Below are 12,598 nucleotides of genomic sequence, written 5' to 3'. Positions count from 1 at the left end.
GACCGGATTCTTGAGCTACCCCCCGAAATTCGGACACTGACATAAGCTACGATTTGCAGTCTGCTGATCTTCGACGAGAAGGAGATCAGAGATGTCGAAACGGAAGCAGCACGCGCCTGAGTTCAAGGCGAAGGTCGCGCTGGAAGCCCTGAAAGGCGAGGAGACGGCTGCCGAACTGGCAAGCCGGTTCGGGGTGCATCCGACGATGATCCATCAATGGAAGCGAGCCCTGCTCGAAGGCGCCTCCGGTGTGTTCGAACGCGGGGGCCGCAAGAAGCCGGAGATTGACGAGGAGCAGGTGAAGGAGCTCCACGCCAAGATCGGGAGCTGGCGGTGCCAACTCTTTTTGGAACGAAAGCTGAAGCCCTGGGGCGGGAAGTGAGGCGCGGCATGATCGAGCCTGACCACCTGGATCTGTCGATCGGCCAGCAGTGCAAGTTGCTGTCGATCGCGCGTTCGTCTTTCTACTACACGCCCAAGGGCGAGACCGAACAGAACCTCGGCCTGATGCGGCGGATCGACGAGCAGTTCTTGAGACGCCGTTCTTCGGTGTCCGGCAAATGACCTGGCACCTGCGCAACGACGGCCACCTAGTGAACGAGAAGCGCATCCGGCGGCTGATGCGCCTGATGGGGCTAGTGCCGATTTACCAGAAGCCCAACACGAGCAGGCCGACGAAGGGCCACAAGACCTATCCCTACCTGCTCAGAGGTCTACGGGTGGAACGCCCGAACCAGGTCTGGTGCTCGGATATTACCTATCTGCCTATGCGCCGAGGGTTCTTGTATCTGGTCGCCATTATGGATTGGCACACCCGTAAGGTGCTGGCCTGGCGCATCTCGAATACTCTGGAGGCGGACTTCTGTGTTGAGGCACTGAACGAGGCCATCCACAAGTTCGGCCCGCCCGAGATCATGAATACAGATCAAGGATCTCAGTTCACGTCCTTCGCCTGGACCGACCGGCTCCGCCGATCCGGCGTGCGTATCTCAATGGATGGGAAGGGCCGCTACCTGGACAATATCTTCATTGAGAGGCTCTGGCGAACCCTGAAATACGAGTGTGTCTACCTGCATGCTTGGGAGACCGGATCAGAAGCGAAGGCAGGCATCCGGAAATGGATGACCTTTTACAACAACCAACGCCCACACTCAGCCCTTGGCGGCAGGCCGCCAGCCGTGGTCTATTGGCTGAGAAATGACAGAACAAAACCCGATCAGCAGGAGCAGAGAGTAGCTTAATTTACGCCAGATCCTGTCCAACAACTGGGGAGTAGCTCAGAAGTCAAGTGAATAGTTCTTTCTTTTGCTCATTATGGATCGTCTCGTTCGTTATGCGATCCACCTTAAACAATGGTCCGAATTTACGCGACCACCTCTCACCTCTATTGTTAAGCAGCGCGGCAGTGTTGATGCGGCATTTACAAGTTTCTTGATTGTGGTGACGAGAGAGATGAGAGAGTTGGTTTACACTGCAAAACATGGGCAGTGATAGGTGTTAGCAGTTTGTTAGCAGATTTCTTAATATGCTGTAAGTATATCTATTCATTTATAAAAATATAGCTTCAGGTTAGCCAAGCGTTAATCGCCTACTGGATCGATCACCGATCAAAGACATTGGAAAAGGCCACCCTTTCGGGTGGCCTTTTTTGTGTGCTGTTTCGGGTAGAAGAGAAAACCGTCGATTATTCGAAACCCGCTTCCTCGAAGTGATAAAACGTATTCTCGCACAGGTTGACGTTATCATAAGTTCCGACCGATCCGTCTTCCTTCGTCGCGCGCAGGTCGTAGTTGCAGATGTTATGTCCATCGGCAATTTCGTAGGGGAGAACTTCTGCGGGCTTCATTGTCCCATCGGTCAGCGGCATGCTCACAAAAGTGTCCGCGCCAGCGGGAGAAATTTCCACAGAAGTGAAAGTGTCCCAAGAGTTGCTGCGGAATTGAATGGTCATTGCGGCATCGTCACCGCCACTTTTTTGCGACCAGAAATAGTAGCCGCCGCCCGCGATAACAATGACAGCTAGAACTACAACGGCTTTGATACGTGAAGACATAGACAAAACTTTCTTAATTTTTGCAGGTTAAACAGCCTCCACTGCATCACAAAGATGTGAATCTGTAAAGTGTCACGTCCTTCTTGTTGAGCGACAACGGTTTAGCGCCTTGCGAAAGCGGTTGGCGGGCAATGTGAAGCACATGGAAATCTACGCGAAAATCGCTTGAGTATCTTCGGAGCAGATGCGTCGCATTAAGTGATCCTGTGGCCACGACCCAAGCCCGCGCAGGTAGCCCAATACCCGTCTCGGGTCGATCCTCGGCGGCGCGCTCCTGAACGACATGCGACCGTTTGGCTGATGACAAGAGCAGGGCCATGGCGTAACTAGGCCATATGAAACCCAAAATTCTAACGACTCTGACCGACTATTCGCGTGGGCTCTTCATGCAGGATGCTCTTGCGGGTGTGACCGTGGCTATGGTGGCGCTGCCCCTTAGTCTCGCCATCGCTATTGCTTCGGGGGCCGACCCTTCGAAGGGATTGATCACCGCCATCATCGGCGGCTTCCTGATCTCTCTTCTGGGTGGCAGCCGTGTGCAGATTGGCGGGCCTACGGGGGCGTTTATCGTCGTGGTTTACAGCGTCGTTGCCGAGCATGGCTATGACGGTCTGGTGGTCGCCACGCTTATGGCGGGGCTGATTTTGCTCGTGGCCAGTTACTTCCGCGCGGGCGCGCTCATTCGGCTGATCCCTGAACCTGTCATCAACGGGTTCACCATCGGGATCGCGGTTATCATCGCAACCAGCCAGCTCAACGACCTTCTTGGCCTCACCGTGGCGGAAGTGCCCGCCGAATTTATCGCCAAGATCGAAGTGCTTTGGGGCGCGCGTCCGACCTTCTCGCTTGCCTCGACACTGATCGGGCTTGCTACGATGGCTCTGATCGTGCTGTTCCGCCGCGCCGCGCCAAAACTTCCTGGCCTTATTGTAGCCGTTGCCGTCACCTCCGCGATTGTCGCACTGGCCGATCTGCCCGTGGACACGATCCAGTCGCGTTTTGGCGATCTGCCCAACACGTTGCCCCGTCCTGCGCTGCCCGAACTGGGGTTCGAGCGGATCGTGGAACTGCTGCCATCCGCGATGATCATCGCCTTTCTGGCAGGGGTTGAATCCCTTCTTTCGGCGATGGTGGCCGACCGTATGATTGCGGGCAAACACCGTCCGAACGCCGAGCTTCTCGCGCAGGGTGCTGCGAATATCGGTTCCGCGCTCTTCGGCGGGATGCCCGCAACGGGGGCGATTGCGCGCACGGCGACCAACATCCGCGCAGGCGGCAAGACACCCGTAGCGGGGCTTGTCCATGCGCTGACCATTCTGGTTGTGATGCTCGTGGCGTCGAAGGTTGTTGGTTACATGGCCATGCCCGCACTGGCGGGGCTGCTGGTCCTGACCGCGTGGAACATGAGCGAGCCGCACAAATGGCGCGGCTATGCCTCCGAGCGCAAGTCCGACCTGTTCCTTCTGATCCTGACGTTGGTGCTGACCGTGATCGCGGATCTCACCGTTGCGATCGGAACGGGTGTGGCTCTCGGTCTGGCGATGCGGATGCTGCGGCGTGATGTGCCACCGCCTGAGTGGTCAGACCCTGAACGCTAAGGGCAGGGCGGCGCAGGCCGCTCACCCGTCACTTGGCAACAATCCCAATCCGCGCAGGTAGATGCCGATCCCAGTCTCCAGCAAGTCCTCGGGCGGGAAGGGGCTTTTTGTCCCCGGGCTGTTGCGCGCGAAAAGCTCCACGACACCGTGGCTGAGCGCCCAGATATGGGCGGCGAACATCTGCGGCGGCGGGCGGTTCTCTTCGGGGATATGCTCCGACAACTCCAGTGCGGCGGTCTCCAGCACGCCCTGAGCGCGGGTCGCCACAGCGTAAAGCTCTGGCGTGCGCTGGATCGAAATCGCGCTTTCAAACATGGCAACGTAATGGCCAGGATACTTGCGCGCAAATGCGAGGTAGGCGCGGCCCACGGCCTCGAAAGAGGCCAGTGCCGAGGGTTGCCCTGTTGAATAGGCGTAGTCGAGTAAATCGGCAAAGACCTCGTAGCCCTGCCGTGCAATCTCCGCGATCAAATCCTCGCGGCCCTCGAAATGGCGGTAGACGGCCGCAGGGGTCACGCCTGCCGATTTGGCCGCCTCAGAGAGCGTGAACCCTGTCGGGCCCTTCTCTTCAATGAGCTTGAGGGCGGCGTCCACGAGGGCCTGCCGCAGATTGCCGTGGTGGTAGCCGCGCTTCTTGACCATCAGTCGTCCTCACCGCGCGCGAGCATGTCGGGGCCGCCTGTGACCTTCTCATCGGGGGCATGGGCGACGTCGCTATCCTTGCCCGCGTAGTCAATGGCACTCAGAACCGTGCGGATGGCATTGAGGCGCGCGCGATATTTGTCGTCAGAGCGCACCACGGTCCAAGGGGCAACAGAGGTGTGCGAGCGTTCAAGAGTCTCGGTGATCGCATCCGTATAAGCATCCCAAAGCGCCAGCCCCTTCACGTCGATACCAGAGAGCTTCCACTGTTTAAGCGGATTGGTCTCGCGCTCCAGAAAACGGCGCAATTGTTCGGCTCGGCCCACATTGAGCCAGATCTTGAAAAGCTGAATACCCTCGTCGGCCAGCATAGCCTCGAATTCGGGCACCTGATGGAAGAATTTCTCGCGCTGGTCATCGGTGCAAAAGCCGAAAACCTTCTCCACGACACCACGGTTATACCACGAGCGGTCGAAGAGGACGATCTCGCCTGCGGTCGGCAGGTGGTCGATGTAGCGTTGGAAATACCACTCGCCCGCCTCGCGGTCGCTGGGTTTGGACAGGGCCACGACACGCGCCGCGCGTGGGTTGAGGTTCTCGCGGAAGCGTTTGATCGTGCCGCCTTTTCCCGCCGCATCGCGCCCCTCGAACACCACGACAATCCGCTTTCCCGTCGCGCGTACATCGCTGAGCATTTTCACCAGTTCAAGCTGGAGCGCGTCGATCTCGTCGTTGTAGTCCGATTTCTTCATCCAGCGGTCATAGGGATAGGTTGGGTCGAGAATGTCTTTCTTCTCGCCGTCCTTGATGGCCTCCCGGATCTCTTCGGGCGCATCGTCGGTGAAGAAGCGCGAGATTGCGCCGTCGAAAGGAAGATCACTCATCTGGACTGCCTGTAGTGTTAATTGCTTTAACAATATGGGGCCTGACGGTGCTTATGGCAATGCGATCCGCACAGGGAGCGGCCCGTTCGTGACGTCAACTGCGGTTGTGGTGACAAACCGACCCGCCTGCGCGCAGATCCACGCGCGGGCAGGGGTCTATTGGCCGATCTCAGCCATGTTGAAGGGCGTCGTCTGGTAGATCTCGTTGATCCAGTTGCCGTAGAGCAGATGCGCGTGGGACCGCCAGCGGTTCACAGGACGCAATTCGGGATTGTCGTTGGGGTAGTAGTTCACGGGCAATTGGATCGGTTTGCCCGCCTCCTTGTCGCGCATCAACTCCTCGTGCAGCGTGCCCGTGTCATACTCGAAGTGGTTGAAGATATAGAGCGCACGATGCTCGGGATCTTGCACCAGGCAGGGGCCTGTCTCGTCAGATCCGAGCAGCGGCACAAGCGCACCCACGGCGTCGATCTCGCTTTGCTTCATCTCGGTCCAGCGGCTCACGGGGATATAGCATTCGTCGGAGAACCCGCGCAGATAAGGCGAAGCAGGGGCGAGGTTGTTCTGGCGATACAGGCCGAAGGTCTTCGCATCCAGAATGTGTTTCTTCACCCCGTGGAAGTAGTTGATCATCGCCATGCCACCCCAGCAGACGCCGAAGGTCGAATGCACATGGCTCTGCGTCCACTCGAAGACTTCCTCGAGTTCGTCCCAGTAGGTCACGTCCTGGAAGGGCAGGTGCTCGATGGGGGCGCCTGTGATGATCAGCCCGTCGAACTTCTCGCCGCTCTCCTTCACATCCTGAAAGGGGCGGTAGAACTGCGCCATATGTTCGGCGGCGGTGTTGCGGGTCTGATGTTCGCTCATGCGGATCAGTTGGAAGTCGATCTGCAACGGGGTCGCGCCGATGAGGCGGGCGAACTGGTTTTCCGTCTGGATCTTCTTCGGCATCAGGTTGAGGAGCGCGATCCTCAGGGGCCTGATTTCCTGCGACTTTGCCCGACCTTCGCCCATGACCATAACACCCTCGGACGAAAGAACGTCGAAGGCGGGAAGGTTCTCTGGCAGGGTAATGGGCATTTGTATCGTCCTGAGTGTTGCGGGAAGGTTTAGTTAGGCTGTGCGGTTGCGGTTATCAAGCGCCTCACCGATCAGCGCGGTAAAGGCGTCGGGACCATCGACCTGCGCGATCTCCTCGGCGCAGACCGTCACGCCCCAGCGATCAGCCATGGCACGGTAGCGCGGCTGGCGGTGCTTGAGCGCACGGGCATAGGTGTAACGGATGAAGGCATCGGGATCGACCTCATCGGCCGTGACGCCCTCTTGCTCTAGGTATTCGTCCCAGATCGCTTCGAGGAAGGCGGGTTGGTAGGCCATCGGCTTGGGGGCACGATCAAAGCGTTTGACCAGCGCATCGGTATGCGCCTCCGACCCTTCTATCCACACGGGCAGGGCCGCATCCGAGAGCGCCGTCATGATCGGATCGGTGTCATCCTCGATATCCACCCATTCGCAGATCGACCCGCCCGTGTCGCAGACGAAATGCGGGTAGCCGTAAAGGTTTTGCGCCCGCTCGATGAAATGCGGCGTGTCCATGAGGGCGGCGATCTCCGCGGCCTCGAACTGCGCCTGACGGCGGCGATACTCTTCAATCGGCATTCCGCCTTTCGTCTCATCACCCGGTTTGCCGAGGTAATGGGAGACAGGCGCGAGGTTGTTGAAGGTCACGTTGGAGCTGATGAAGATACTGTCGGAGAGAAGCTGTTCGCGTAGGAAAGGCAGTTTCATCGCCTCGGCTTTGAGGTTGTCATCGATCGCTTCACCGAGGTAGCGCGTCGCGATGCGGTAGTCGATGGAATAGTGATACCACGCACCCGTGTCACGCAACATGTTGGAAACATGCGTTTTCCCAAGCCCCGACATGCCGAAGAGAACCACGCGCTTCTCCGCGCTCTCACGCCAGTCATCACCCGTTTCGTATTTCATCAAAAGGCTCCTTAAACCGCCTCTTGGGTGCCACGGGCGGGCGGAAAATGGAAGGGGGATTTATGAGTGCCGCGCGCGGTGACGCAGCCACGCCACGAGCCGCCCGTCGATCACCAGAAGCCCCAGAGCGATCAGGACAAAGCCAGCAATTGCCGATGGTGGCAGCCGCTCGCCCAGCACAACCGTGCCGAGGATGACCGATACGGGCGCGACGAAGAGTGTGACGAGGGTGGCGTTGCCCGATCCCGCCGCCTTGATCACGCGAAACAGGATCAGGTAAGTCAGCGCGGTGGAAAAGATCGAGATATAGGCCCATGCCCCCAATGTCGTCGCGTTAAACGTGCCAAAGTCGGGCCAGCCGTTGCGGAACAGGGCCACGGGCACCATCCACAGCGCGGCGCCGGCGATCATCCCTGCCGCGGAAACCTCCGAGCGCACACCGCCAAGATACTGGCGCACGGCGGCAACCCCGAAGGCATAGCACAGTGCCGCACCGATCAGCGCAAGTTGCCCCGCCGAACGCAGGTCGAAACTGTGCAGCGCTTCCAGCCCCAGAACCGTTGCCACGCCAAAGAAACCAAGGGTCACGCCAACGGCCTTGCGCGCACCTAGCCGTTCATCGGCAAAGAGAAGCGCGGCCACGAGCGGGCCGAAAATCGCGGTGGCGGCGTTGAGAATGCCCGCAAGCCCTGATGCGATATGCTGCTGCCCCCATGTGATGAGCGCAAAGGGCAGGGCGACGTTGAGAAAGCCGATCCAAAGGAAGGCAAACCACGTCGCCACATCGCGCGGCACAGGCAGGCGCGCAATGATGACATAGAGCCACAGCACTGTCGCGCCCCCCGCCACACGCAGCGCCACAAGGGTTTCCACGGGCAATTGCCGCAGCATCAATTCGATGGAGAGAAACGAGCCGCCCCACATCAAACCCATCAGGCCCAGCCCGATCCATGCGGCAGTAGAGATGGTTTTTTGCGGTGCCATTGCGCGCGTCCTTCGTCATTACCCGACACTTGTGCCCCGCGTAAGCCGCGATGCGCAAACGGGCATTTGTGCAAAAGGGGATCACGGTTTGTGATGAGCCCGCAGGCAGAAAGCCCCCCGTGACAGGAAGCAAATGAAAAGGCCCCGCTTTCGCAGGGCCTTTGGTGTTTTGGTTGTAGGACTGTGTCTTAGAAAGTCTGCGAGAACTTCACACCAAACGCGACAGCGTTGTTGTTGGTAAACGTCCCGAACGGTGTCCCTGCAGGTGCACCCGGAGCCTGCGTGGTGGCGTCTCCGATTGCGCGATACTGGATGCCGCCCGAGATTTTGGCCCCGTTGCCGAGGTCATATTCTCCGCCAATGCTGGCGCTCCAGTAGCCGTCTGTCGGCGCAAGGTTCCCTGTCAGATCACCCGCCGCCTTCTCGTAGCCGATGGTGAAGCTGCCCGAGAACTTGTCAGAGAAACGGCGACCGACGCCAAGCGTATAAGTGTAGGTGTCCTTGTTGCCGAAGTCGGTCAGATTACCGGCGAGATCGTCATCAATCGTTGCTTCCGACCAATCGGCCCAACGAACGGAGGCCATGAGCAGCGTGTCGGCGGCAATGCCCGTCTGGAATTCGAAGTTCACCGATTGCGGCATCTTCGCGGTCAAATTGCCCACAGTCCCGTCCATGGAAAACTCGGTTGCCGAGGAGTAGGTCAGGGCGGCGCGCAGCGCGATGTCGGGAATTTCATAGGCTGCACCGATCACATAGCCGACGTCGGAGGCACTGGAGTAGGTGGAGGCGTATGGGACCACAGGGGCGTTATAGAACCCGCTGGCCGTAACGAGGCGAATACCGCCGTGAACGCTGATGCGGTCGGTTGCCTGATAGTTGCCGAGCACCGTGATTGCAAAGCTGTCGACCTCGGCCGATGTTCCTGCAAGCGGGTAGGGTGTGCCCGTCGGGTAGGAGACGTCCGCGCCAAAGGGTTCATCCGCGATCACCGCGAGGGAAACCTTGTCGTTGAGGTCGGTCTTATAGGCGAATCCGAACTGCATGTAGTCGCCTGCCATGTCGCCCGATTCAGCGGGGCCCGCCGCGCCGGAAACTTTCGGAATTGCGTAGGACAAATTCGCTTCGAAGTGGTTGCCCTCCTCGAAAATGACTGCGACCGATTGCCCCGAACGATCGATGCCGCCTGCAAATGCGCCTGTTGCGCAGGCCGCGAATGTCGCGGCCAGTGTCAAGTGTGTCTTCATGATCTCCATCCCTTATCGAGCACTGGGCTCGCTAGAATTTTTGCTTGTATGCCGCATCTCTCCCGTGAATGCGGAACTATCCAAGCCTAGGCGCAACGGTTGAGAACTCGCAATTCTGACGCGGCGTAACTCTCGCGTAGCGTCACAATTTTGCGAAAAGCGTTGCTTTTTGGCAGTGGTTCTAGCCTGCGCGTCGGCTCTGGGAGAGGGTGCGGGCGCGACGGGATTCGACGACGATATTGGCGTAGTTGGCGCCGAAGATAATTGCGGCACCGATGAAGGTCTCCACCGTGGTCGGCTCTCCGTAAAGCACCAGCGCTATCAGTGCGATCAGAGGCAGGCGCAGGAAGTCGATGGGCGTGACGACAGAGGCGGGCGCAAGGCTGAGCGCGGTGGTCAGACAGAAATGCGCCAACAAGCCCGCCAGCGCGAAAGCCGCCAGCAAGGGAGCTTCGGCCAGTGTGAAGAACCGCATTTCCCCGTCCAGCATGGCGCAAATGATGCCGAATACGAGCTGCATCACCGACAGCCAGAACAGGACATTCGTCACAGTTCCGTCCGCGCGCCGCGTGAGCCGCTTGGTGAAAAGCGCCGATCCGGCGAAACCGAAAGCACAAGCAATCGCGGCGAGCGTACCAATGGAGAGCCCGCCCGCGCCGAAGGGCTGCGCGACAATCATGATGCCCGTAAAGCCGAGTGCCGCCGTGATCACCCGCATCTGCGTCAGCCGCTCGCCAAGGAAGATGCTCGCACCGATGGCCACGATGATCGGATAGGCAAACTCCAACGCGAAAAGCTGTGAGAGCGGGATGAGCGGGGCGGCGAAGAGCCACAGGTTCTGACCCGCAAAATGCGCCACGTTGCGCCCGAAATGGAGCGGCATGGCGGTGGCGCGGATCTGATGGGCGGTGCCCGCCACGGAAGCCACTATGAGCACGGCGATCAGCCCGAAGCCCGAGCGGTAGGCCATGATCTCGAAAGTGTCGAGGTCGAGCGTGAGGCGGCGCGCAAGCACCGCCATAGAGGAAAATCCGAAGACCGCTCCAAGCATCCAGGCGGCCGCCTTGAGAGGGTGGGTCTGTTCCGAATTCATGCCGATACCTTGCTGAAATCACGAGACATATGATGCGTCACGCGGAACCAGTCGGAGCGTTGCGTGCGATCCTGATGCGCTTCAAAGGCGACCTCGGAGACGAACACCTCGTTGACGTGAAAGCGCGTTGGCGTCAACTCGTCCTGCCACAGTTCAAATTCCAGACACCCCGGTTCGGCACGGGTCTTGCGAATGTGTTCGTCCATCAGGGCGAGCACATCTTCAACCTCCGAAGGGGCGCAGGTCATGGTTCCAGTCAGCAGCACTTTTGTCATCATTCCAGCTAGCCCGCGGGCAGGTTGCAGGGCAAGGAAAAAGGGCCGCCCTCCATCGGAAGCGGCCCTTGCGATTATGTGGGAGGCGGCGTGCCTTACTCCAATTCGATCGTGCCCGGCGGTTTCGATGTGCAGTCGTAGAACACGCGGTTCACGCCTTTGACCTCGTTGATGATGCGGGTGGAGGTTTCGCCGAGGAACTCGTGGGTGAACGGGTAGTAATCCGCTGTCATCCCGTCCACGGAGGTCACCGCGCGCAGGGCCACGGCAAAGTCATAGGTCCGCCCGTCGCCCATCACGCCTACGGTACGCATGGGGAGGATGGCGGCGAAGGCCTGCCAGATTTCGTCGTAAAGCCCGTGTTTGCGAATCTGGTCGATATAGACCGCATCCGCCTTGCGCAGGATTTCGAGTTTTTCGCGGGTGATCTCGCCGGGGCAGCGGATGGCCAGACCCGGACCGGGGAAGGGGTGACGCCCGATGAAGCTGGCGGGCAGGCCCAATTCGTGGCCCAGTGTGCGGACCTCGTCCTTGAACAGTTCGCGCAGAGGTTCGACCAGTTTGAGGCCCATTTTCTCGGGCAGACCGCCGACATTGTGGTGCGATTTGATCGTCACCGAAGGGCCGCCGGAGAAGGAGACCGATTCGATCACATCGGGATAGAGCGTGCCTTGGGCGAGGAATTCCGCGCCTTCGATCTGGTCGGCGTATTTCTGGAATACGTCGATGAACAGTTTGCCGATAATCTTGCGCTTTGTTTCCGGATCGGAAACGCCTTCCAACTCACCGAGGAAAAGATCGCTCTCGTCAGCATGGATCAGGTTCAGATTGTAATTGTCGCGGAACATGGCCACGACCTGCTCGGCCTCGTTGAGACGCAGCAGCCCGTGGTCAACAAAGACACAGGTGAGCTGATCGCCGATGGCTTCGTGCAGCAGGATGCCTGTCACGGAACTGTCCACGCCGCCCGACAGCGCACAGATGACTTTCTTGTCGCCCACTTGCTCGCGGATTTTCGCAATCATTTCTTCGCGGTAAGCGCCCATCGTCCAGTCGCCCTTGAACCCTGCGAGTTTGACGAAATTCTCATAGAGCGTCGCGCCGTTGGGCGTGTGGTGCACTTCGGGGTGGAATTGCACGGCGTAGAAATTGCGCGCCAGATCGGCGGTGATGGCGAAGGGGGCGCCGGGCGAGGTGCCGTAGACCTCAAAGCCCGGCGCGATTTCGGCAACGTGGTCACCGTGGCTCATCCAGACCTGTTCGCGGCCAGAGGCGTCCATGAACCAGCCGTTGAGGAAATCGGCATGTTTGTCTGTGGGCGTGACATAAGCGCGCCCGAATTCGGCGGTGGCATGTTCGCCCGCTTCCACGCGGCCGCCGAGATCATGCATCATGACCTGCTGGCCGTAGCAGATGCCAAGGATCGGCACGCCCATCTCATAGGCGGCTTTCGGCGGGCGGGGGCTACCCTCGCGCATCACCGAGTCGGGGCCGCCGGAAAAGATGATCGCTTTGGGATCAAAGGCTTTCAGGCTGTCGTCGGTGACTTTCTGATAGGGGTGGATTTCGCAATAGACGTTCAACTCGCGCAGACGCCGCGCGATGAGCTGCGTCACCTGAGAGCCGAAGTCGATGATGAGGAGGCGGTCATGGGATGTCTGGGTCATGTTCCAGCGTTTATGCGGGAGTGCGCGTTCAGGCAAGATGGATTCGCGCCTCTCGCGCGGCGAGATGTGGAAATATGACACCCTGCCCGTGTTCTGGGCAGGGTTTGCCCGCGGTGCGCTTCTCTCTCAAACCGCGATCCGACCTCGCCATATGGGCGAGCCAGAAGGTTAA

Annotated in this window: 12 protein-coding genes and 1 pseudogene; 3 read left to right on the top strand and 10 right to left on the bottom strand. The window is 59.3% G+C overall.

Annotated elements, in window-relative coordinates; genetic code table 11:
- The first annotated feature begins 91 nt into the window (after window positions 1–91).
- Window positions 92–1,241: pseudogene (locus tag ACN0SC_RS07045) on the top strand (IS3 family transposase).
- Window positions 1,242–1,684: 443 nt separating this feature from the next.
- Here ACN0SC_RS07045 and ACN0SC_RS07040 read toward each other — a convergent pair.
- Window positions 1,685–2,053, bottom strand: a complete 369-nt coding sequence (locus ACN0SC_RS07040) for a hypothetical protein (RefSeq protein ID WP_417248950.1) — start codon at window positions 2,051–2,053, stop codon at window positions 1,685–1,687.
- Window positions 2,054–2,388: 335 nt separating this feature from the next.
- Here ACN0SC_RS07040 and ACN0SC_RS07035 point away from each other — a divergent pair, with 335 nt between their 5' ends.
- A complete protein-coding gene (locus ACN0SC_RS07035) occupies window positions 2,389–3,651 on the top strand; it encodes a SulP family inorganic anion transporter (protein WP_417248949.1) in 1,263 nt (420 codons plus the stop codon).
- Between the two features lie 21 nt (window positions 3,652–3,672).
- Here ACN0SC_RS07035 and ACN0SC_RS07030 read toward each other — a convergent pair whose 3' ends face one another.
- The 9 genes from ACN0SC_RS07030 to guaA form a co-directional block, all read right to left on the bottom strand.
- Window positions 3,673–4,293 carry a TetR/AcrR family transcriptional regulator gene (locus ACN0SC_RS07030; RefSeq protein WP_417248948.1) on the bottom strand — a complete coding sequence of 207 codons (621 nt, stop codon included), beginning with the start codon at window positions 4,291–4,293 and terminating at the stop codon, window positions 3,673–3,675.
- Window positions 4,293–5,177, bottom strand: coding sequence for a polyphosphate kinase 2 (gene ppk2, locus ACN0SC_RS07025; protein ID WP_417248947.1), 885 nt, complete (start codon window positions 5,175–5,177; stop codon window positions 4,293–4,295). Before ppk2 ends, ACN0SC_RS07030 begins: the two co-directional genes overlap by 1 nt.
- Window positions 5,178–5,333: 156 nt before the next feature.
- Window positions 5,334–6,257: a homoserine O-succinyltransferase gene (locus ACN0SC_RS07020; protein WP_417248946.1), complete on the bottom strand. Its 924-nt coding sequence runs from the start codon at window positions 6,255–6,257 to the stop codon at window positions 5,334–5,336.
- Window positions 6,258–6,290: 33 nt separating this feature from the next.
- Window positions 6,291–7,163: an ATPase gene (locus tag ACN0SC_RS07015; protein ID WP_417248945.1), complete on the bottom strand. Its 873-nt coding sequence runs from the start codon at window positions 7,161–7,163 to the stop codon at window positions 6,291–6,293.
- 60 nt (window positions 7,164–7,223) lie between these two features.
- Window positions 7,224–8,147 (bottom strand): DMT family transporter, encoded by a 924-nt coding sequence (locus ACN0SC_RS07010; protein WP_417248944.1) that lies wholly within the window; start codon window positions 8,145–8,147, stop codon window positions 7,224–7,226.
- A gap of 188 nt (window positions 8,148–8,335) precedes the next feature.
- Window positions 8,336–9,391, bottom strand: a complete 1,056-nt coding sequence (locus ACN0SC_RS07005) for an OmpP1/FadL family transporter (RefSeq protein ID WP_417248943.1) — start codon at window positions 9,389–9,391, stop codon at window positions 8,336–8,338.
- A gap of 181 nt (window positions 9,392–9,572) precedes the next feature.
- On the bottom strand, window positions 9,573–10,484 hold the full coding sequence (locus ACN0SC_RS07000; protein ID WP_417248942.1) for a DMT family transporter: 912 nt from the start codon (window positions 10,482–10,484) through the stop codon (window positions 9,573–9,575).
- A complete protein-coding gene (locus tag ACN0SC_RS06995) occupies window positions 10,481–10,762 on the bottom strand; it encodes a putative quinol monooxygenase (RefSeq protein ID WP_417248941.1) in 282 nt (93 codons plus the stop codon). The genes ACN0SC_RS07000 and ACN0SC_RS06995 overlap by 4 nt, the downstream gene beginning before the upstream one ends.
- A gap of 92 nt (window positions 10,763–10,854) precedes the next feature.
- Window positions 10,855–12,426: a glutamine-hydrolyzing GMP synthase gene (gene guaA, locus ACN0SC_RS06990; protein ID WP_417248940.1), complete on the bottom strand. Its 1,572-nt coding sequence runs from the start codon at window positions 12,424–12,426 to the stop codon at window positions 10,855–10,857.
- Here guaA and ACN0SC_RS06985 point away from each other — a divergent pair.
- Window positions 12,425–12,598, top strand: coding sequence for a hypothetical protein (locus tag ACN0SC_RS06985; RefSeq protein ID WP_417248939.1), 174 nt, complete (start codon window positions 12,425–12,427; stop codon window positions 12,596–12,598). The genes guaA and ACN0SC_RS06985 overlap by 2 nt on opposite strands.

The sequence above is a fragment of the Celeribacter sp. genome (assembly GCF_048261515.1).
In the GTDB taxonomy this organism is placed as follows: Bacteria; Pseudomonadota; Alphaproteobacteria; order Rhodobacterales; family Rhodobacteraceae; genus Celeribacter.
Note: the sequence above shows the minus strand (reverse complement) of the source record. Positions and strands in the feature narration are given on the sequence as shown.

Excerpts from the sequence above, each read along its gene's own strand:
- ACN0SC_RS07040 (WP_417248950.1), bottom strand. The coding sequence starts at position 2,053 with ATGTCTTCACGTATCAAAGCCGTTGTAGTTCTAGCTGTCATTGTTATC.
- ACN0SC_RS07000 (WP_417248942.1), bottom strand. The coding sequence starts at position 10,484 with ATGAATTCGGAACAGACCCACCCTCTCAAGGCGGCCGCCTGGATGCTT.
- ACN0SC_RS07015 (WP_417248945.1), bottom strand. The coding sequence starts at position 7,163 with ATGAAATACGAAACGGGTGATGACTGGCGTGAGAGCGCGGAGAAGCGC.
- ppk2 (WP_417248947.1), bottom strand. The coding sequence starts at position 5,177 with ATGAGTGATCTTCCTTTCGACGGCGCAATCTCGCGCTTCTTCACCGAC.
- ACN0SC_RS06985 (WP_417248939.1), top strand. The coding sequence starts at position 12,425 with ATGTTCCAGCGTTTATGCGGGAGTGCGCGTTCAGGCAAGATGGATTCG.
- ACN0SC_RS07005 (WP_417248943.1), bottom strand. The coding sequence starts at position 9,391 with ATGAAGACACACTTGACACTGGCCGCGACATTCGCGGCCTGCGCAACA.
- ACN0SC_RS07035 (WP_417248949.1), top strand. The coding sequence starts at position 2,389 with ATGAAACCCAAAATTCTAACGACTCTGACCGACTATTCGCGTGGGCTC.
- ACN0SC_RS07030 (WP_417248948.1), bottom strand. The coding sequence starts at position 4,293 with ATGGTCAAGAAGCGCGGCTACCACCACGGCAATCTGCGGCAGGCCCTC.
- ACN0SC_RS07020 (WP_417248946.1), bottom strand. The coding sequence starts at position 6,257 with ATGCCCATTACCCTGCCAGAGAACCTTCCCGCCTTCGACGTTCTTTCG.
- guaA (WP_417248940.1), bottom strand. The coding sequence starts at position 12,426 with ATGACCCAGACATCCCATGACCGCCTCCTCATCATCGACTTCGGCTCT.
- ACN0SC_RS06995 (WP_417248941.1), bottom strand. The coding sequence starts at position 10,762 with ATGATGACAAAAGTGCTGCTGACTGGAACCATGACCTGCGCCCCTTCG.
- ACN0SC_RS07010 (WP_417248944.1), bottom strand. The coding sequence starts at position 8,147 with ATGGCACCGCAAAAAACCATCTCTACTGCCGCATGGATCGGGCTGGGC.